Here is an 18,883-nt window from a genome sequence, read left to right as displayed (position 1 = left end):
GGTCCTCTTCATCTTTCGTCATGCGTCGGCGGGCCCGCCGGGGCGTCCGTCGTGTTGGGTTGCATATGGTGTCAGCGTCTCGACGTTTCAGGCCTTACTCGGCCGCCATCCGTCCCTTGCTCGCCATGTCCACGGTAAGGGCTTCGTCGACCAGGGCGGCCTGCTCGCGCGCGTGGCGGCTGGCATTGCCGGTGGCCGGCGAGGCGGCCTCGCGGCGACCGACATAGCGCGGCCGCTTGCAGGCGCCGTCCAGTTCCATCAGCACGTCTTCCAGGCGGCGGTCCACGAAGGTCCAGGGACCCATGTTCGCCGGCTCCTCCTGACACCACACCACGTCGGCCTGCGGGAAGCGGGAGAGCTCCTGCAGCAGCGCCTTGCGCGGGAAGGGGTACATCTGCTCCAGCCGCAGGAAGAAGACATCCTTGATGCCGCGCTTCTGACGCTCCTCGTACAGGTCGTAGTAGACCTTGCCCGAGCAGATCACGACGCGCTTCACATCCTTGTCGGCGCACAGGCTCTCGTTGTCGTAGAGCACCCGGTGGAAGGTCGTGTCGCTGCCCATCTCCTCCAGCTTCGACACCGCCAGCTTGTGGCGCAGCAGCGACTTCGGCGTGAAGATGATCAGCGGCTTGCGGAAATCGCGATGCAGCTGGCGGCGCAGGACATGGAAGAAGTTCGCCGGGGTGGTGCAGTTCACCACCTGCATGTTGTCCTCGCCGCAAAGCTGCAGATACCGCTCGATCCGGGCCGAGGAATGCTCCGGCCCCTGGCCCTCGTAGCCGTGCGGCAGCAGCATCACCAGACCGGACATGCGCAGCCACTTCGCCTCACCGGAGGAGACGAACTGGTCCATGATGACCTGGGCGCCGTTGGCGAAATCGCCGAACTGGGCCTCCCAGCAGGTCAGGGCATTCGGTTCGGCCTGGCTGTAGCCGTATTCGAAGCCGAGCACACCGGCCTCCGACAGCGGGCTGTCGATGACCTCGTAATGCGCCTGATTGTCCTGGATGTTGTTCAGCGGGACGTAGCGCTCTTCGGTCTTCTGGTCGATATAGACCGAATGGCGATGGGAGAAGGTGCCGCGCTGGCTGTCCTGGCCGGACAGACGGACCATGAAGCCCTCGGTCAGCAGGGTAGCGAAGGCCAGCGCCTCGCCGGTGCCCCAGTCGATCCCTTCGCCGCTGTCCAACGCCTTCTGGCGCGACGCGATGAAGCGGTTGAGCTTGCTGTTCAGGTTGAAGCCTTCCGGCACCTCGCAGAGCTTGGCGCCGATACGTCTCAGTTCCTCGATGTCGACGCCGGTGGCGCCGCGCCGGGCATCGCCGGAGGCGACCTTCAGGCCGGACCATTTGCCTTCCAGCCAGTCGGCCTTGTTCGGTTTGTAGGACAGGCCGGCCTCGAATTCCTCGGCGAGATAGGCGTTCTCGTCCGCGAGAATCTTTTCCGCCTCGTCCTTGGTCAGGGTGCCTTCCTCGACCAGCTTGTTGGAATAGAGCTCCCGCGTGGTCTTATGGCCGCCGATCTTTTCGTACATCAGCGGCTGGGTGAAGCGCGGCTCGTCCCCTTCGTTATGGCCGAAGCGGCGGTAGCAGATCATGTCGATGACCACGTCGCAGCCGAACTCCTGGCGGAATTCGGCGGCGATCCGCGCGACATGCACGGAGGCTTCCGGGTCGTCGCCGTTCACGTGGAAGATCGGTGCCATCACCATCTTCGCCACGTCCGTCGGATAGGGCGAGGAGCGCGAGTAGTGCGGGCTGGTGGTGAAACCGATCTGGTTGTTCACGATGATGTGGATCGTGCCGCCGGTCTTGTAGCCGCGCAGGCCGGAGAAATCGAAGGTCTCCGCCACCACGCCCTGGCCGGCGAAGGCCGCGTCGCCGTGCAGCAGAATGCCCATGACCTTCTTGTGGTCGGTGTCCTGGCGCTGCTGCTGCTTGGCGCGCACGCGGCCGAGCACGACCGGGTTGACGATCTCAAGATGCGACGGGTTGGCGTTCAGGGTGAGGTGCACGTTGGCGCCGTCGAACTCCCGGTCGGCCGACACGCCCATGTGGTACTTCACGTCGCCCGACCCGCCGGCATCCTCCGGGTTCGCCGGATTGCCCAGGAACTCCGAGATGATGGCGCGGAACGGCTTGCTCATGAAGTTGCAGAGCACGCTCAGGCGGCCGCGGTGCGGCATGCCCAGCACCACCTCCTCCAGGCCGAGCTGGCTGCCGCGCTTCAGGATCTGCTCCAGCGCGGGGATCAGCGTCTCGCCGCCGTCGAGTCCGAAGCGCTTGGTGCCGACATACTTCACGGCGAGGAACTTCTCGAAGCTCTCGGCCGCGGTCAGCCGCTCCAGGATGGTGCGCTTGCCCAGCGGGGTGAAGTCGGTCTGGTTGCGGATCTGCTCGATGCGCTCCTGGATCCAGGCCTTCTGGGCCGGATCCTGGATGTGCATGAACTCGACGCCGATCGAGCCGCAATAGGTGCCCTCCAGCACGTCCATGATCTCGCGCAGGGTCGGGGTTTCCAGGCCGAGCACGTTGTTGATGAAGATCGGCCGGTCCCAGTCGGCCTCGGTGAAGCCGTAGGTCGCCGGATCGAGCTCCGGATGCGGCGTCGGCTCCTCGAGGCCCAGCGGATCGAGCTTGGCCTTGAGGTGGCCACGGATCCGATAGGCGCGGATGATCATGATCGCGCGGAGCGAATCGAGCGTGGCGGCGCGTACGTCGTCGGTGGACAGCGCGGTCGCGTCGGCCTTCTTGCCCGATTTCTTGGGGGCCGCGTCGGGGTCGGTCGCGCCGATGATCTTGGTGGTCCGGGCCGCGAAACTGGGCCCGCGCACATCCGTGGTCGCGGCGTCGACATCGTCGCTCAGGGCGTCGAAATACTGACGCCAACTCTCGTCGACCGAGGCCGGATTCTCCAGGTAACGTGCGAAAAGTTCCGCCATGAACGGCGCGTTGGCACCGTTCAGAAAGGTATAGTCCTGATAGTCCATGGACATGTGCGTCTACCGCCTCTGCGCTCGCTGCGGAGCCATCCACCCGCGTCGGCGGCCCCACCTGCCGGCTCTCCCCGGCGTCGTCCCTGCCACTACACCGAATGAATAGTTAACATTCAGTGATATTTCCATGGTCCACCGATCTCCCTGACGGATCAAGGGCGGGGACCGAAGGGCGGGGCCGTGGCAGCCCCGCCCTGGATTTTTGTCAGCCGCGCATCGCCGCGACCATGGTCTCGCCGAGGGCCGCCGGGCTGTCCGACACCTTGATGCCGGCCGACTTCATGGCCTCGATCTTGTCACCGGCACCGCCCTTGCCGCCGGCGATGATGGCGCCCGCATGGCCCATGCGACGGCCCGGAGGGGCGGTCACACCGGCGATGAAGCCGGCGACCGGCTTCTTCTTCGCGTTCGACTTCAGGAACTCGGCCGCCTCTTCCTCGGCGGAGCCGCCGATTTCGCCGATCATGATGATGCCCTGGGTCTCGTCATCGGCCAGGAACATCTCCAGCACGTCGATGAAGCTGGTGCCGTTGACCGGGTCGCCGCCGATGCCGACGCAGGTCGACTGGCCGAGGCCGGCCGCCGTGGTCTGCGCCACCGCCTCGTAGGTCAGCGTGCCCGACTTCGACACGATGCCGATCTTGCCGCGCTTGTGGATGTGGCCCGGCATGATGCCGATCTTGCAGGCGTCCGGGGTGATCACGCCCGGGCAGTTCGGACCGATCAGACGGGTCTTGGTGCCGGTGAGGGCGCGCTTGACCTTGATCATGTCCATGACCGGGATGCCCTCGGTGATGCAGATCACCAGCGGCAGCTCGGCGTCGATCGCCTCCAGGATCGAGTCCGCCGCGAAGGGCGGCGGCACGTAGATCACGCTGGCATTGGCGCCGGTCTTGTTGACGGCGTCCTCGACGGTGTCGAACACCGGCAGGTCGAGATGGGTCTGGCCGCCCTTACCGGGGGTCACACCGCCGACCATCTTGGTGCCGTACTTGATCGCCTGCTCGCTGTGGAAGGTGCCCTGGCTGCCGGTGAAACCCTGGCAGATGACCTTCGTGTTCTCGTCGATAAGAACGGCCATTATGCGGCCTCCTTCACGGCTTTGACGATTTTCTGGGCGGCGTCGCCGAGGTTGTCGGCCGACACGATCGGCAGGCCGCTGTCCTCGAGGATCTGCTTGCCGAGCTCCACGTTGGTGCCTTCCAGGCGCACCACCAGCGGCACGTGGAGGCTGACCTCCTTGGCCGCGGCGACCACGCCCTCGGCGATCACGTCGCAGCGCATGATGCCGCCGAAGATGTTGACCAGGATGCCCTCGACGTTCTTGTCGGACAGGATGATCTTGAAGGCCGCGGTCACCCGCTCCTTCGTGGCACCGCCGCCGACATCGAGGAAGTTGGCCGGCTCGCCGCCGTACAGCTTGATGATGTCCATGGTGGCCATCGCCAGGCCGGCGCCGTTCACCATGCAGCCGATCGAGCCGTCGAGCTTCACGTAGTTCAGCTCGTACTTGCCCGCCTCGAGCTCCATCGGATCCTCTTCGTCCTCGTCGCGCATCTCGGCGACGTCCTTGTGACGGTAGAGGGCGTTGTCGTCGAAGTTCATCTTGGCATCGAGCGCGATGAGGTCGCCGGCACCGGTCACCACCAGCGGGTTGATCTCCATCAGCGACGCGTCGAGGCCGGTGAAGGCGTCGTACAGGCCGGTCATGAACTTGACCGCCGCACCGATCTGCTTGCCCTCGAGGCCGAGCGCGAAGGCGATCCGCCGGGCGTAGTGGCCGGACATGCCGGTCACCGGGTCGATCGCCACGGTCAGGATCTTCTCCGGGGTCTTCTCGGCGACCTCTTCGATGTCCATGCCGCCTTCGGTGGAGGCGATCACGGTCACCCGCGAGGTCGACCGGTCGACCAGGAAGGAGAGGTACAGCTCACGGGCGATGTCGGAGCCGTCCTCCACATAGACCCGCTTCACTTCCTTGCCTTCCGGGCCGGTCTGGTGCGTGACCAGGGTCATGCCCAGCATGCGCTCCGCCTCGGCCCGGACGTCGTCGATCGACTTCACGACCTTGACGCCGCCGCCCTTGCCGCGGCCGCCGGCGTGGATCTGCGCCTTGACGACCCAGACCGGTCCGCCCAGCCCTTCGGCGACCTTGACGGCCTCGTCCGGGGTGAACGCCACCCCGCCCTTGGGCACGGCGACGCCATATTTGGCCAAGAGAGTCTTGGCCTGATACTCATGAATGTTCATCGTTCCCCGCTCCGTACGGTGCGAACGCGCTTACCCGTCAATCGGGCAGGCCCGCGGCGACTTCGTTGAGGGTTTTAACGGCGTTGACCGAGTGCTCGAACATCGCCTTCTCGTCGGCGTTCAGCTCGATCTCCACGATCTTCTCCACGCCGTCGGCGCCGAGCACGGTCGGGACACCGACATACAGGCCGTTCAGGCCGTACTGGCCGTCCACATAGGCGGCGCAGGGCAGGACCCGCTTCTTGTCCTTCAGGTAGGATTCGGCCATCTGGATCGCCGAGCTGGCCGGGGCGTAGAACGCCGAGCCGGTCTTCAGCAGGCCGACGATCTCGGCACCGCCGTCGCGGGTGCGCTGGATGATCTGGTCGATCTTCTCCTGGCTCGACCAACCCATCTTGATCAGGTCGGGAACCGGGATGCCGGCGACGGTGGAGTAGCGGATCAGCGGCACCATGGTGTCGCCATGGCCGCCGAGCACGAAGGCGGTCACGTCCTCGACCGACACGCCGAACTCTTCGGCCAGGAAATAGCGGAAGCGAGCGCTGTCGAGCACGCCGGCCATGCCGACGACCTTGTTCTTCGGCAGGCCGCTGTACTTCTGCAGCAGGCCGACCATGACGTCGAGCGGGTTGGTGATGCAGATCACGAACGCGTCCGGGCAGTTGGCCTTGATGCCTTCGCCGACGGCCTTCATGACCTTCGCGTTGGTGCCGATCAGGTCGTCGCGGCTCATGCCCGGCTTGCGCGGGATGCCGGCGGTGACGATCACCACGTCGGCGCCGGCGATCGCCTCGTAGCTGCTGGCGCCGGTGAGCACCGAGTCGAAGCCTTCGACCGGCGAGGCTTCGGCGATGTCCAGCGCCTTGCCCTGCGGCACGCCGTCGACGATGTCGAACAGCACCACGTCGCCGAGATCCTTGAGGCCGGCGAGAAGCGCCAGCGTGCCACCGATATTACCCGCGCCCACGAGCGCGATCTTGTTGCGAGCCATGATTTCCCCTGTCGCAAGCGTTGGCCTGGACATCCCGCGGCTGCCGGCGGCTGAGGCGGCCGGCGACGGCCCGAGATATGTGCGATGCGGCATAGCGCGTTTCCGTTGCGCGGGCAACCGCGTGTGGGAGCGAATCGTGAGCTTGGGGGGATCGGAAGGGGCTGAGAGCGGAAAAATCGACTTTTTCAACCCGGTTGATTCAGATCAACACGATTGCAACCTGACTCCCATACCGTAGCGAACAGCCGGGTCCGCAGACCGTACGGAGCGCCACAAGTGCCGCCGTTTGACCCGGGCGGGGGGTCGCCAATGTCAAGGGAGTGCACCATGAACAAGCAGTCGAAAGAGACCTCCGAAATCGAACAGACCGTCGACGAGTCGGTGAAGGCCGGACGCGAGGCGGTGGAGAAGACGACGAAGTCGATGGCCAAGGCCGCGCACGATGTCGCGCAATCCAACGGGTGGACGGAGACGGCCGACAAGCAGGCCGCGACCCTCACCGCCTTTCAGGGGCCGCTGGTGGAGGCGACGTCCCAGGCCTTCGGCCGCTATGTCGAGGGCATGGCCGAGCTGAATCAGGAAATGACCCGGTTCGTCGCCCAGCGTCTGCGCTACGACGCCGAGTTCGGCCACGCCCTGGCGGGCTGCGGCTCGTTCGTCCAGGCCGCGGAGATGCAGCAGGAATGGATGAAGAAGGCGGCCGACGACTATATGACCGAGGCCAAGAAGCTGGGCGAGATCGGACAGAAGGTCGTCAGCGACGTGACCCAGACGCCGTCGGCCTAAACGGGCAAAGCACCGTTCGAACAGCACCACGCAGCGATATGAACCGCGCTGCGTGGTCGGTCTCGTTTTGCCCTTGGCCAACACATAAGTCTGTGCTTATGTGTTGGCATGATCGAGAACGAGATCTTCAGGGCGCTGGCCGACCCGACCAGACGGGCCCTTTTCGAGAAGCTTGCCGCAGGCCGGATGAATGCCAGCGCGCTGCGCCAGGGCATGTCGATCAGCCAGCCGGCCATCTCCCAGCATCTCTCCGTGTTGCGTCAGGCGCGACTGGTGCGCGAGGAGCGCCAGGGACGCGTCGTGAACTATGAGATCGACCCGGACGGCCTGGCCCTGATCGCGGGATGGCTGGAACGGTACCGCGCCTACTGGCCGGCCCGGGTCAATGCCTTGTCGGACCTTCTGAAGGACATGGAGCCATGAGCGATCCGAAGCGCGCGCCGGGGGAGTCGACAGAACATCCCGCGACCCTGAAGTTCGACTACGACCTCGATGCCCCCGTGGAAACCGCCTGGCGGGCGATCAGTTCGCCGGAGATGCGGAAGAAATGGTTGCCGGAAAAGGATCTTGCAGATCCGGAGCCGGTCCACACCGTACCGGGCAAGGAGATCCGCTATCGCATGCGCGACGCCGAGCCGCCGCATCTGGAGAGCATGGTGACCTTCCGGATTGCTCCCGGCCTTGCCGGCGGGACCCGGCTGACGATCATCCACGATCTGACGGATGCCCGGCTGTCGGGGCACCGGCTGGTGCCGGCGAACACCGATCGCGGCCCGGTCATGCTGGCGGCCTGATCCCCCCGACCCAATCCATATCACCGGTATCCAGGAGGTCACCGATGCGTGACGCGATGCAGCTCGTCCCCATGGTCGTGGAACAATCGAGTGCCGGAGAGCGATCCTTCGACATCTATTCACGGCTGCTGCGGGAGCGGATCATCTTCCTGAACGGCGAGGTGAACGACACGGTCTCGGCCCTGGTCTGCGCCCAGCTGCTGTTTCTGGAGGCCGAGAACCCGCGCAAGCCGATCCATCTGTACATCAACTCACCCGGCGGCGTGGTCACCAGCGGTCTCGCGATGTACGACACCATGCGCTACATCCGGGCGCCGGTGGAGACCCTGTGCATGGGCACGGCGCGCTCCATGGGGTCGTTCCTGCTGATGGCGGGCGAGCCGGGGGCGCGGGCGGCACTGCCCAATGCCAGCCTGCACGTCCACCAGCCGCTCGGCGGCTTCCAGGGCCAGGCGTCGGACATCCTGATCCATGCCGAGGAGATGCAGCGCACCAAGCGACGGATGATCCGGCTTTATGCCGAACACTGCGGCCGCAGCGAGGAGGAGGTGGAACGCACCCTGGACCGCGACCGCTTCATGACGGCGGAAGAGGCGGTCGAGTGGGGGCTCATCGATCGGGTGGTCGAGAGGAGTGTGGCGCCTGCCGGACACTGAGGCCCGGCAGGCAACTCGGATCAGGCGGCGCGGCGGACGCCGGCGGCCTTGACGCTGTCGTCGACGAAGGCCTCGAACGGCTTGAAGTTCTCAACGAACCGGCCGCGCAGCTCGCCCGCGGTGGTGTCGTAGGCGGCGCCGTCGCTCCAGGCGCCGCGCGGACGCAGCACCTCGGTCGGCACGTTCGGGCAGCTCTCCGGCACCAGCAGGCCGAAATGACCGTCATCCTGCACCGGCGCGCCGCTGAGGGTGCCGTCCAGGGCGGCGCGGACCATGGCGCGGGTATAGGCGATCTTCATGCGCTCGCCGCCGGCACCGGCGCGGCCGCCGGACCAGCCGGTATTGACCAGCCAGCAGGTGGCGCCGTGGCGGGCGATCCGCTCGCGCAGCATCTCACCGTAGACGCTCGGGTGACGCGGCATGAACGGCGCGCCGAAGCAGGTCGAGAAGGTCGCCTGCGGCTCGGTCACACCCTTTTCCGTGCCGGCCACCCGTGCCGTGTAGCCGGACAGGAAGTGGTACATCGCCTGTTCCGGCGTCAGCTTGGAGATCGGCGGCAGCACGCCGAAGGCGTCGGCCGTCAGCATCACCACATTCACCGGATGGCCGGCCATGCCGGTGGCCGAGGTGTTCGCGATGTAGTCGATCGGATAGCAGGCCCGGGTGTTCTCGGTCAGCTCCGCGCTGTCCAGGTTCAGCAGGCGGGTGACCGGGTCCATCACCACGTTCTCCAGCACCGTGCCGAAGCGGTGGGAGGCGGCCCAGATCTCCGGCTCGGCCTCTTGGCTGAGCTTGATGACCTTGGCGTAGCAGCCGCCCTCGAAGTTGAAGATGCCGTTCTCCGACCAGCCGTGCTCGTCGTCGCCGATCAGGGTGCGGCTGCCGTCGGCCGACAGGGTCGTCTTGCCGGTGCCGGACAGGCCGAAGAAGATCGCGCTGTCGCCCTTGGGGCCGACATTGGCCGAGCAGTGCATCGGCATGACGCCGCGCTCGGGCAGCAGGTAGTTCAGGATGCCGAAGATCGACTTCTTGATCTCGCCGGCATAGCTGGTGCCGCCGATCAGGATCATGCGGCGGTCGAAATCGACCAGGATGAAGGTGGAGGAGCGCACCCCGTCCCGCTCGCCACGGGCGGTCAGGCCCGGCGCGTGCAGGATGGTGAAGTCCGGCTCGAAGCCCGGCAGGTCCTCCGCCGGCGGACGGATGAACATGTTGCGGGCGAACAGGTTCTGCCAGGCGGTCTCGGTGACCACCCGCACCTTCAGGCGGTGGTCCGGGTCGGCGCCGGCGTAGCAGTTCAGCACAAAGGCGTCGCGGCCGTGGTAGTAGGCCTGGACCCGGGCATGCATCGCGTCGAATTGGCTGCGGTCGATCGGCTGGTTGATGCTGCCCCAGTTGACCGTGCTCTCCGTCGCGCCGTCCCGGACGATGAACTTGTCCTTGGGCGAGCGGCCGGTGTGTTCGCCGGTCGATACGACCACCGCCCCATGGGCGGACAACCGGGCCTCGCCGCGCCGGATGGCGTGTTCAGTCAGGAGGGCCGAGCCGAGATCCCAGTGCTGGGTGCCGAGATTGGTCAGGCCGTGCGAGGTCAGGTCCATGCGTGTCGCGCTGTTGCCCACGTGTCCTCTCCAGGTAATGCTGAATGCCGGCTCATTTCGTGGCCGGACGTCGTTTGGATAGGCGAACTGTCACCGAAAGGCAACGATCCGCCCGGAAATTCGGTCTCCGGCGGCGCGGCGATACGTCGCGCGATGCCGTCGCACAATGCCCTGTGCGTCATGCCGTCGGCACCGAGTGTCGCGCCGTCGGCACCGGGCGTCACGCCTTCAGCACCGCCACGCCCGGCAGGTCCTTGCCCTCCAGCCATTCCAGGAAGGCGCCGCCCGCCGTCGAGACGTAGGAGAACCGGTCGATCACCCCGGCATGGGCCAGGGCCGCCACCGTGTCGCCGCCGCCCGCCACCGACAGGATCTGGCCGCGATCTGTCAGGTCGGCGGCGGCCTTCGCCAGGGCGTTGGTGCCGGCATCGAACGGCGCCGTCTCGAACGCGCCGACCGGGCCGTTCCACACCAGGGTCTTGCAGTCCTCCAGCCGCTTGGCGATGGCGGCCACGGTCTTGGGACCGACATCGAGGATCATTTTATCCGCGGGAACATCGAGAATATCGACGGTCTGCGTCTCCACCCCCGCCGCCAGGGTGTCGGCGACCACCGCATCCACCGCCAGCAGGATGTCGCAGCCGGCGGACTCCGCCTTGGCCTGGATCTCCTTCACGGTGTCGGCCAGGTCGCGCTCGGCCAGGGACTTGCCGATCTCCACCCCGCCGGCATGCAGGAAGGTATTGGCCATGCCGCCGCCGATGGCCAGCACGTCGACCCGGGAGACCAGATTGCCGAGCAGGTCCAGCTTGGTGCTGACCTTGGCCCCGCCGACCACGGCGGCGACCGGGCGCTCCGGGCGCTCCAGGGCGCGGGTCAGGGCCTTCAGCTCGGCCTCCATCAGCCGCCCGGCGATCGCCGGCAGCTTGCGCGCCACCCCGTCGATCGAACCGTGGGCCCGGTGGGCGGCGGAGAAGGCGTCGTTCACATAGAGGTCGGCCAGCTTGACCAGGCCGGCGACGAATGCCGGGTCGTTCGCCTCTTCGCCGGCATGGAAGCGCAGGTTCTCCAGCAGCACGACGTCACCGTCACCCAACTTGGCGACGGCGCTCTCGGCCGCGGCGCCGATGCAGTCCTCGGCGAAGGCGACCGGGCGGCCGACGGCCGCGGACAGCGGCTCGACGATCGGCTTCAGGGACATCCCGGCGTTCGGCTTGCCCTTGGGCCGGCCGTAATGGGAGACCACGACGACCTTCGCGCCCTTTTCCGCCAGTTCGGCGACGGTCGGGGCGGCCCGCTCGATCCGGGTCGCGTCGGTCACGGCCCCGTCCTTCATCGGCACGTTCAGGTCCAGGCGCAGCAGCACGCGCTTACCGGCGACATCGGCGCCGTCGAGAGTACGGTAATCGGCCATCTCGGGTCTCTCCCCAGCTACGAAACCGGCCCTTGTCGATCCGGGTTGCGCCGGGATGTGCCACAGCGCAGCCGGTGCGACAACCCTTGCGACGCGGGCTCCGGCCGTGTGCGGCGTCCAGGGGCGAACTCTTGCCCCAACTCTTGATTGACCGCCGCGCGGACCGATTTCTTCCCTATGAGTATCACGACACAATCGGGCCGGCCCGGCGCACTGCTCGGCTACGGCCTCGGCCAGGGCACACGGATGGCCTGGTATCTCGGGAACTACCTGGCGACCCGGTCCTGGTTCGCGCGGATCGACCCGACCGAGAAGCGCCGGCCGACCCTGCGCGGACGGCTCCGGGGCGCCCGGATCCAGGCGGCCCTCAGCCGGGGCGCGCTGGCCCTGATGGCCCGCGACGCGGCCCATGTCCGGAACGGCACCTACCCGATGCCGGCCGATCTGCGGCCGCGACCGGCGGCGGTGGGCGAGATGGCCGGCTACTGGCGCGACCTGCCCAGGGTGGCCCTGCGCCGGCGCCTGAAGCAGGGCCAGGAGCCAGCCGTCGAGCCGGTGCCGGAGGAGGACGGCTATCCGCGCTACTACCTGCAGAACTTCCACTACCAGTCCGGCGGCTGGCTGACAGAGGAGTCGGCGGATCTCTACGACACCCAGGTGGAGGTGCTGTTCGGCGGGCTGGCCCAGGCCATGCGCCGCCAGGGCGTGGTGCCGGTGGTGGAGTGGCTGCGGGCGCGTGGCTCGCCCGACGGTCCGGGCTTCGGCGCCGGCGTCACCCTGCTCGACCTGGCGACCGGTACCGGCGCCATGCTGGAGGCGGTGGGTCAGGCGGCCCCGGCGCTGGACCTGCAGGGGCTCGACCTGTCGCGGGCGTATCTGGACAAGGCGCAGCGCCGCCTCGCCGGCCGGGACGTGACCTGGCACCGCGCCAAGGCGGAGGCGATCCCGCTGCCCGACGGCTCGGTCGATCTGGTGACGGCGAGCTACCTGTTCCACGAACTGCCGAAGAAGATCCGCGCCGAGGTTCTGGCCGAGGTGCGGCGGGTGCTGAGGCCGGGCGGCCGGCTGGTGCTGGTGGACTCGCTCCAGCTCGGCGACACCCCGGCGCTGGACCCGGTGCTGCGGAGTTTCCCGGAGCAGTTCCACGAGCCGTATTACGCCGACTGGATCGGCGCCGACGTTCCGTCGCTCCTGGCGGCGGCCGGGTTCGCGGTGGACGCGGTGGACAAGGCCTATCTGTCGAAGGTGTTCGTCGGCGGCAAGCGGTAGGCGTCCTCACCCCCCTTAGATCACTCCCCGGACCTGTTCCGGGGGAACGCCTACTTATACGGATCCGCCGCGTCCCTCAGCCCGTCGCCGAAGAAGTTGAACGCCAGCACCACCAGGATCACCGGCACCACCGGGGTCATGATCCAGGGATACAGCTCCACCGCGTTGATGTTCTGCGCCTCGGTCAGCAGCACGCCCCAACTGGTGATCGGCGGGCGCAGGCCGAGGCCGAGGAACGACAGGGCCGTCTCGCCCAGGATCATGGTCGGGATCGACAGGGTGGCCGAGGCGATCAGGTGGCTCATGAAACTGGGCAGCAGGTGGCGGCCGATGATGCGTTTCGGCTTCGCCCCCATCAGCTCGGCGGCGACGCAGAAATCCTCCTCGCGCAGGCTGAGCAGCTTGGAGCGCACCGCCCGGGCGAGGCCGGTCCAGTCCAGCAGACCGAGGATCAGGGTGATGCCGAAATAGATCAGGATCGGCGACCAGGTCACCGGCAGGGCGGCCGACAGGGCCATCCACAGGGGCAGCTCCGGGAACGAGCGGATCACCTCGATTACCCGCTGGACACAGGCGTCCACCCAGCCGCCGTAATACCCCGCCAGCCCGCCGATCACGATGCCCAGCACGAAGCTGACGATGATGCCGATCAGCCCCACGGTCAGCGAAATCCGGGTGCCGTAGACGATGCGCGAGAACACGTCGCGGCCCAGCCGGTCGGTCCCGAGCAGGAACAGGGTCCCCCCGTCGGCCGGGCAGACCAGATGGAAATCCATCTCGATCTGGCCCCAGAACCGGTACCCATCGCCGGAACAGAAGAACCGCAGTGGCTGCACCTTGTCCGGATTGGCGGTGTAGACCCGCTTCAGGGTGCGCAGATCGAGCTCGTAGTCGTATCCCAGCACATAGGGGCCGACGAAACGGCCGTCGCGGAACAGCTTCACGGTCTGCGGCGGGGCATAGATATGGTCGGTGTGCCGGCTGGTCAGCGCGTAGGGCGCGATCATCTCGGAGATCAGCACCGAGGCGTAGAGCAGCAGCAGGAACAGCCCGGAGACGACCGCGAGGCGGTGGCGCTTCAGCTTCCACCACATCATCCGCCACTGGGACGCCATGTAATAGCGTTCCTGCTCCGGCGTGAGGACCTCGTCGCGTTCCGGATCGAAGGGGGCGGCGTCGACGAAATGCCGGGCTTTGGGTCGGTTCGGATTGGCGGCGCTCATCGCGCGGTCCCCCCGCCGAGACGGATCCGCGGGTCGAGCCAGGCCAGCGCCAGGTCGGAGAGCAGCATGCCGAACACGGTCAGTGCCGCCAGGAACATCAGGAACGAGCCGGCGAGATACATGTCCTGGCTCTGCAGCGCGTTGATCAGCATCGGCCCGGTGGTCGGCAGCGACAGCACCATCGACACCACGGCCGAGCCGGAGACCACCTGGGGCAGCATGTTGCCGATGTCGGAGATGAACGGGTTCATGGCCATGCGCAGCGGATACTTCATCAGCGCCCGGAACGGCGGCAGGCCCTTGGCCCGGGCGGTGACCACGTACTGTTTCTGCAGCTCGTCCAGCAGGTTGGCGCGCAGCCGCCGGATCATCGCCGCCGTGCCGGCGGTGCCGATCACCACCACCGGGACCCACAGGTGCTCCAGCACCGACATCACTTTCCCGAAGCTCCAGGGCTGGTCGATATAGGACGGGTCCATCAGCCCGCCGATCGAGGTGCCGAACCAGACATTGGCGAAATACAGCAGGATCAGGGCCAGCAGGAAGTTCGGCGTGGCGAGCCCGAGGAAGCCGATGAAGGTCAGGCCGTAGTCGCCGACGCTGTACTGGTGGGTCGCCGAGTAGATGCCGATCGGGAAGGAGACCACGTAGATGAACAGGATCGTGGCGAAGTTCAGCACGATGGTCATCAGCACTCGGTCGCCGACCACGTCGCTGACCGGCAGCTGATATTCGAAGCTGTAGCCGAAATCGCCGCGCAGCATGCCCGTGGCCCAGACCAGATACTGCTCCCACATCGGCTTATCCAGGCCGTACTGAGCCCGCAGCGCCTCGATCTTGGCCGGATCGACCGCTTCGCCCTGGCTCTCCATCTCGGCGATCAGCGTCGACAGGTAATCCCCCGGCGGCAGCTGGATGATGATGAAGGTGATGACGCTGATGGCGATCAGCGTCGGGATCATCACGAGGATCCGGCGGGCGAGATAGTCGAGCACGGGCGGCCGGATCCTTTACTGGCGGGACCGGGCGGCCGCGGTCAGCACCCGGTCGGGTGTGCGCGGCCGCTCGGCGCCGAAGAAGAAGGTGTCCGGGCGGTGCATGCCGAAATGGGCCCCCGGGTCCCAGTTGTAGATCGCCTGCACCGGAACGTTGTGCAGCTTCAGGCTGACCACCACCGGCTGCAGCACGCCCGCGATCAGGCCGATGGAGAAGACCTGATCGCTCCAGATCTCTAGCATCTCGTGCCACACGGCGCGCCGCGCCTCGGTGGTGGAGGAGCGCCGCCAGGTATCGTACAGCTCCATCAGTTCCACCGCCTCCGGAATGTCCGGCGCGGTGCCGGCCTTGCCCTTGGTCTGGTAGTACTGGCCCCAGCGTGGCCACATGTACTGGGTCTGGGCGGTCGGGGCGAATTCGGACGGGCTGGACTCCGCGCTCGGGATCCCGTTCTCGATGCCGAAGGAGATCGCCATCATGGTCTGGCCGGCGAAGATGCGGTTGCGGAACACGGTCCGTTCCGAGGGGCGCGTGTAGAGCTTGATCCCGGCCGCCAGCCAGGTGTCGTGGATCAGCTCCAGCAGGTCGGTCTCCTCGGTGCTTTCGCCGGCGGTCTCCACGATGATCTCCATCGGCCGTCCGTCCGGCAGCAGCCGCACGCCGCGGTCGTCGCGCTCGGTCAGGCCCATCTCGTCCAGCAGGGCATTGGCCCGCTTCAGGTCGAACTCGGCCCATTTCCTTCGATATTCCGGCTCGTACAGCCGGGAGGAGGGCAGCACGGTGTTGTTGCCCTCCAGCGCCAGGCCGAAATAGATCACCTCGTTCAGCTCGTGCCGGTTCACCGCCAGCGACAGCGCCCGGCGGAACCGCGCGTCGCGCATCACCTCGCGCCAGAGCGGATCCTCGATGTTGAGGTTGGGAAACAGGGCGAGATGGGAGCCCTTGGCGGACTTCCACAGATAGGTCTCGTACGCGCCGCGCTCCGCGCCCTGGCGCAGGAAGGTGTAGTCCTCGAAGTTCAGGTACCGCGCCTGCAGATCGGACTCGCCCGCGCCGGTCTTGGCCGGGATCAGGCCGGGGGACGCGATCTGGAACACCACGGTGTCGATATAGGGGAGCTGGCGGCCCTCGGCGTCGATCTTGTGGTAGTAGGGATTGCGCTCGAAGACGTAGCGGTTCGCCGGCGGCGACGTCCGCGCCACCCAGGGCTGCAGGGTCGGCAGGTCCGGATTGTCGAACTTGTAGGGATTGTCCTCGCGGTTGTGCAGGGCGGCCCAGTTCCGCGCCTGGGCCTCCTCCACCTTCGCCTTCAGGGGACCGTGCTCGGCGTAGTGATCGTGGTACATCTTCAGGTGATGGGACGGCCGGTAGAGATAGAGCGGCCGGGCCCCGGCGAGCTGCGGCAGGAAGTCCGGATTGGGCTGCGACCAGGAATAGCGCACCCGGGTCGGCGACAGGATCTTCACGGTCGGTGGCTCGCCGTCGACCATCAGTTCGATCGGCGGGCCGGTCGGTGAGATCTCCGGGTTGTTGGCCACATCCTCCCAGAAGTAGCGGAAGTCCTCGGTGGTGAAGGGCGTGCCGTCGGACCAGCGGTGACCCTCGCGCAGGACGAAGGTGAAGGACCGGTTGTCCTCGACGATCACCTCCTTGGCCAGGTCGGGGCGCAGCTCCATGGTGGCCGGGTCGTAGCCGACCAGCCGGGCGTAGCCGTAGACCACCATCTGGCGGACGTCCTTGGCCCCGGCCATGACCATGTTCAGCGTGCCGCCGTAGTCGCCGAGCTCGCGGTCCTGATTCTTCAGGTCGACCACCAGCGGGTCGAAGGGAAGCCGGCCCGCCGTTTCGGGCAGCGCGCCGGTCGCGACCTTCTCCGCCAGCAGCGGCGGTTCGTTCTGGGCGGCGGCGGGCAGGACTTGGGCGAGCAGCAGGGCGGGGGCGAGCAGCAGGGCGGGGGCGCGCAGCAGGGCCAGGGCGAGTGCCAGACGCTTCACGACGCCAGCCTCAGGTTCAGGATTGCCGGGTCGGCCCGCACGAAATGGCCGTCGCCCAGCTCGACGAAACCCGGCATGTGGCTGTCATCGACCGTGAACGGCGCCGACCAGGCCGCGGGGTTCGAGGCCCGGCCATCCATCACCGCGTCGAAATCGAGCGGGTTGTCCAGATCCGGGTCCGGCACGGCGGCCAGCAGCGCCTGGGTATAGGGATGCACCGGGTCGCGGAACAGTGCCTCGCGCGGCGCCAGCTCGACGATCCGGCCGGCGCACATCACCGCGATCCGGTCGGCGACGTAGTCGACCACCGCCAGGTTGTGGCTGATGAACAGATAGGTGAGGCCCAGCTTCTCCTTCAGGTCCTTCAGCAGGTTCAGCACCTGGGCCTGGATCGACACGTCCAGCGCGGAGACCGGCTCGTCGCAGATCAGCATCTTCGGCTTGAGCGCCAGCGCGCGGGCGATGCCGATGCGCTGGCGCTGGCCGCCGGAGAAGCTGTGCGGGTAGCGGTTCAGGTGGCGCACGTCGAGCCCGACCAGCCGCATCAGCTCCGACACCATCTCGCGCCGCCAGGCCGGATCGCCGATGCCATGGATCACCAGCGGCTCGGCGATGATGTCGAACACGGTCATCCGGGGATTGAGCGAGGAGAACGGGTCCTGGAAGACGAACTGCAGCTTCTGGCGGAACTCGGTCAGCCGGTTGCCGTCGAGGGCGAGCACGTCGGTCGGCCCGGTCTCGTCGGTAAAGGTCACCTTGCCCGCGTCCGGCGTGAGCGCCCGCATGATCACCTTGGACAGGGTGGTCTTGCCGCAGCCCGACTCGCCCACCAGGCCGAGGCATTCGCCCGGCTGCACGGTGAAGGAAACGTCGTCCAGCGCTTTGATCGACTTGCGGGAGGTCGAGACCCAGCCGCCCTTGCGGATCGTATAGGCCTTGGTCAGCCCCTCCACCGCGAGCATCGGCGCGTTGTCGGCCGTCGTCGCCTTCGGCCGGTCGGCCAGCAGGTGCCCGGTCTCGGCCTTGATCTCGCGCAGCGGCTTCAGACGCTCGCCCGGCGCCATGTCGAAGCGCGGCACCGCTCCCATCAGCGCCTTCAGGTAGGGATGCTGGGCCCGGCGGAAGATGTCCTCCACGTCGCCGGATTCCATCACCCGGCCGCGATACATGACCACCACTTCCTCGGCCACGTTGGAGACCACGCCGAGATCGTGAGTGATCATCAGCATGGCCATGTTGAGCTCGGACTGCAGGTCCTTGATCAGCTTCAGGATCTGCGCCTGGATCGTCACGTCCAGCGCGGTGGTCGGCTCGTCGGCGATCAGCAGGGCCGGCCGGCAGACCAGGGCCATGGAGATCATCGCGCGCTGGCGCAGCCCGCCGGACAGCTCGAACGGATAGGTCTTCAGCGCCCGGTCGGGGTCGGGGAAGCCGACCATGGCCAGCATGTCGCGGGTCAGTTCCGTCGCTTCGTGGGCCGAGACGTCGCGGTGCAGTTCCAGCGCCTCGCGGATCTGATTGCCGACCGTGTGCAGCGGCGACAGCGACGTCATCGGCTCCTGGAAGATGATCGAGATCCGCCCGCCACGCACGTTGCGCATCTCGCGGCCGTCCACCGGCAGGCGCACGATATCGGTGATGGTGCCGGGCTTCTCGGGGTCGGCGAACAGGATCGAGCCGCCCAGGATCTTCGCCGGCCGCGGCAGCAGGCCCATGATCGCCTGGCTGACCACCGACTTGCCGGAGCCGGATTCGCCGACCAGGGCGACGGTCGAGCCCCGGCGGATCTGGAACGAGACGCCGTCCACCGCAACCAGCCGCCCCTCCGGCAGATCGAAGCCGATCCGCAGGTCGTGCACGCGCAGGAGCGGCGTTGAGCGATCCAAGTCTCCGTCCCCCTCCGGTTAGCCCTGA

15 protein-coding genes are annotated in these 18,883 nt (G+C 67.1%); 5 read left to right on the top strand and 10 right to left on the bottom strand.

Features of this window, described 5'->3' with window-relative positions; all coding sequences use genetic code 11:
* Positions 1 to 94: 94 nt before the first annotated feature.
* From BLS34_RS16995 to mdh, 4 genes are all read right to left on the bottom strand, one after another.
* Positions 95 to 2,995: a 2-oxoglutarate dehydrogenase E1 component gene (locus tag BLS34_RS16995; protein WP_093152100.1), complete on the bottom strand. Its 2,901-nt coding sequence runs from the start codon at positions 2,993 to 2,995 to the stop codon at positions 95 to 97.
* 205 nt (positions 2,996 to 3,200) lie between these two features.
* A complete protein-coding gene (gene sucD, locus BLS34_RS16990) occupies positions 3,201 to 4,076 on the bottom strand; it encodes a succinate--CoA ligase subunit alpha (protein WP_028796070.1) in 876 nt (291 codons plus the stop codon).
* Positions 4,076 to 5,245 carry an ADP-forming succinate--CoA ligase subunit beta gene (gene sucC / locus BLS34_RS16985; protein WP_093152098.1) on the bottom strand — a complete coding sequence of 390 codons (1,170 nt, stop codon included), beginning with the start codon at positions 5,243 to 5,245 and terminating at the stop codon, positions 4,076 to 4,078. The genes sucD and sucC overlap by 1 nt, the downstream gene beginning before the upstream one ends.
* A gap of 37 nt (positions 5,246 to 5,282) precedes the next feature.
* Positions 5,283 to 6,236, bottom strand: coding sequence for a malate dehydrogenase (gene mdh / locus BLS34_RS16980; RefSeq protein WP_028796068.1), 954 nt, complete (start codon positions 6,234 to 6,236; stop codon positions 5,283 to 5,285).
* Between the two features lie 327 nt (positions 6,237 to 6,563).
* Between mdh and BLS34_RS16975 the strand changes: the two genes are divergently transcribed.
* The 4 genes from BLS34_RS16975 to BLS34_RS16960 all read left to right on the top strand — a co-directional run bounded on the left by BLS34_RS16975 (position 6,564) and on the right by BLS34_RS16960 (position 8,472).
* Positions 6,564 to 7,022: a phasin family protein gene (locus tag BLS34_RS16975; protein WP_028796067.1), complete on the top strand. Its 459-nt coding sequence runs from the start codon at positions 6,564 to 6,566 to the stop codon at positions 7,020 to 7,022.
* Positions 7,023 to 7,130: 108 nt separating this feature from the next.
* The gene (locus BLS34_RS16970) at positions 7,131 to 7,445 is read left to right on the top strand and encodes an ArsR/SmtB family transcription factor (protein ID WP_093152095.1); all 315 of its coding nucleotides are present in this window, start codon (positions 7,131 to 7,133) and stop codon (positions 7,443 to 7,445) included.
* Positions 7,442 to 7,816, top strand: coding sequence for an SRPBCC family protein (locus tag BLS34_RS16965; RefSeq protein ID WP_093152093.1), 375 nt, complete (start codon positions 7,442 to 7,444; stop codon positions 7,814 to 7,816). The genes BLS34_RS16970 and BLS34_RS16965 overlap by 4 nt, the downstream gene beginning before the upstream one ends.
* Positions 7,817 to 7,860: 44 nt before the next feature.
* Positions 7,861 to 8,472 (top strand): ATP-dependent Clp protease proteolytic subunit, encoded by a 612-nt coding sequence (locus BLS34_RS16960; protein WP_093152091.1) that lies wholly within the window; start codon positions 7,861 to 7,863, stop codon positions 8,470 to 8,472.
* Between the two features lie 20 nt (positions 8,473 to 8,492).
* Here BLS34_RS16960 and BLS34_RS16955 read toward each other — a convergent pair whose 3' ends face one another.
* Positions 8,493 to 10,094 carry a phosphoenolpyruvate carboxykinase gene (locus tag BLS34_RS16955; RefSeq protein WP_281241213.1) on the bottom strand — a complete coding sequence of 534 codons (1,602 nt, stop codon included), beginning with the start codon at positions 10,092 to 10,094 and terminating at the stop codon, positions 8,493 to 8,495.
* Positions 10,095 to 10,293: 199 nt separating this feature from the next.
* Positions 10,294 to 11,487 (bottom strand): phosphoglycerate kinase, encoded by a 1,194-nt coding sequence (locus BLS34_RS16950; RefSeq protein ID WP_093152086.1) that lies wholly within the window; start codon positions 11,485 to 11,487, stop codon positions 10,294 to 10,296.
* Positions 11,488 to 11,664: 177 nt separating this feature from the next.
* Between BLS34_RS16950 and BLS34_RS16945 the strand changes: the two genes are divergently transcribed.
* Positions 11,665 to 12,756: a class I SAM-dependent methyltransferase gene (locus tag BLS34_RS16945; protein ID WP_139189370.1), complete on the top strand. Its 1,092-nt coding sequence runs from the start codon at positions 11,665 to 11,667 to the stop codon at positions 12,754 to 12,756.
* 50 nt (positions 12,757 to 12,806) lie between these two features.
* Here the strand turns inward: BLS34_RS16945 and BLS34_RS16940 are convergent, their stop codons facing one another.
* Genes BLS34_RS16940 through BLS34_RS16925 form a run of 4 tightly spaced genes read right to left on the bottom strand, consistent with a single transcriptional unit; the run spans position 12,807 to position 18,855 of the window.
* On the bottom strand, positions 12,807 to 13,979 hold the full coding sequence (locus BLS34_RS16940; protein WP_093152082.1) for an ABC transporter permease: 1,173 nt from the start codon (positions 13,977 to 13,979) through the stop codon (positions 12,807 to 12,809).
* Positions 13,976 to 14,974 (bottom strand): ABC transporter permease, encoded by a 999-nt coding sequence (locus BLS34_RS16935; RefSeq protein ID WP_093152080.1) that lies wholly within the window; start codon positions 14,972 to 14,974, stop codon positions 13,976 to 13,978. Before BLS34_RS16935 ends, BLS34_RS16940 begins: the two co-directional genes overlap by 4 nt.
* Before the next feature lie 15 nt (positions 14,975 to 14,989).
* A complete protein-coding gene (locus BLS34_RS16930; protein WP_215906138.1) occupies positions 14,990 to 16,969 on the bottom strand; it encodes an ABC transporter substrate-binding protein in 1,980 nt (659 codons plus the stop codon).
* Positions 16,966 to 18,855, bottom strand: coding sequence for an ABC transporter ATP-binding protein (locus BLS34_RS16925; protein ID WP_093152077.1), 1,890 nt, complete (start codon positions 18,853 to 18,855; stop codon positions 16,966 to 16,968). Before BLS34_RS16925 ends, BLS34_RS16930 begins: the two co-directional genes overlap by 4 nt.
* Positions 18,856 to 18,883 lie beyond the last annotated feature (28 nt).

It is taken from the genome of Thalassobaculum litoreum DSM 18839 (assembly GCF_900102465.1).
Classification (GTDB): Bacteria; Pseudomonadota; Alphaproteobacteria; order Thalassobaculales; family Thalassobaculaceae; genus Thalassobaculum; species Thalassobaculum litoreum.
This window is presented reverse-complemented; position numbering and strand designations above follow the sequence as displayed.

Coding starts and splice junctions, on each gene's coding strand:
- BLS34_RS16995 (WP_093152100.1), bottom strand. CDS start 2,995: ATGTCCATGGACTATCAGGACTATACCTTTCTGAACGGTGCCAACGCG.
- sucD (WP_028796070.1), bottom strand. CDS start 4,076: ATGGCCGTTCTTATCGACGAGAACACGAAGGTCATCTGCCAGGGTTTC.
- sucC (WP_093152098.1), bottom strand. CDS start 5,245: ATGAACATTCATGAGTATCAGGCCAAGACTCTCTTGGCCAAATATGGC.
- mdh (WP_028796068.1), bottom strand. CDS start 6,236: ATGGCTCGCAACAAGATCGCGCTCGTGGGCGCGGGTAATATCGGTGGC.
- BLS34_RS16975 (WP_028796067.1), top strand. CDS start 6,564: ATGAACAAGCAGTCGAAAGAGACCTCCGAAATCGAACAGACCGTCGAC.
- BLS34_RS16970 (WP_093152095.1), top strand. CDS start 7,131: ATGATCGAGAACGAGATCTTCAGGGCGCTGGCCGACCCGACCAGACGG.
- BLS34_RS16965 (WP_093152093.1), top strand. CDS start 7,442: ATGAGCGATCCGAAGCGCGCGCCGGGGGAGTCGACAGAACATCCCGCG.
- BLS34_RS16960 (WP_093152091.1), top strand. CDS start 7,861: ATGCGTGACGCGATGCAGCTCGTCCCCATGGTCGTGGAACAATCGAGT.
- BLS34_RS16950 (WP_093152086.1), bottom strand. CDS start 11,487: ATGGCCGATTACCGTACTCTCGACGGCGCCGATGTCGCCGGTAAGCGC.
- BLS34_RS16945 (WP_139189370.1), top strand. CDS start 11,665: ATGAGTATCACGACACAATCGGGCCGGCCCGGCGCACTGCTCGGCTAC.
- BLS34_RS16940 (WP_093152082.1), bottom strand. CDS start 13,979: ATGAGCGCCGCCAATCCGAACCGACCCAAAGCCCGGCATTTCGTCGAC.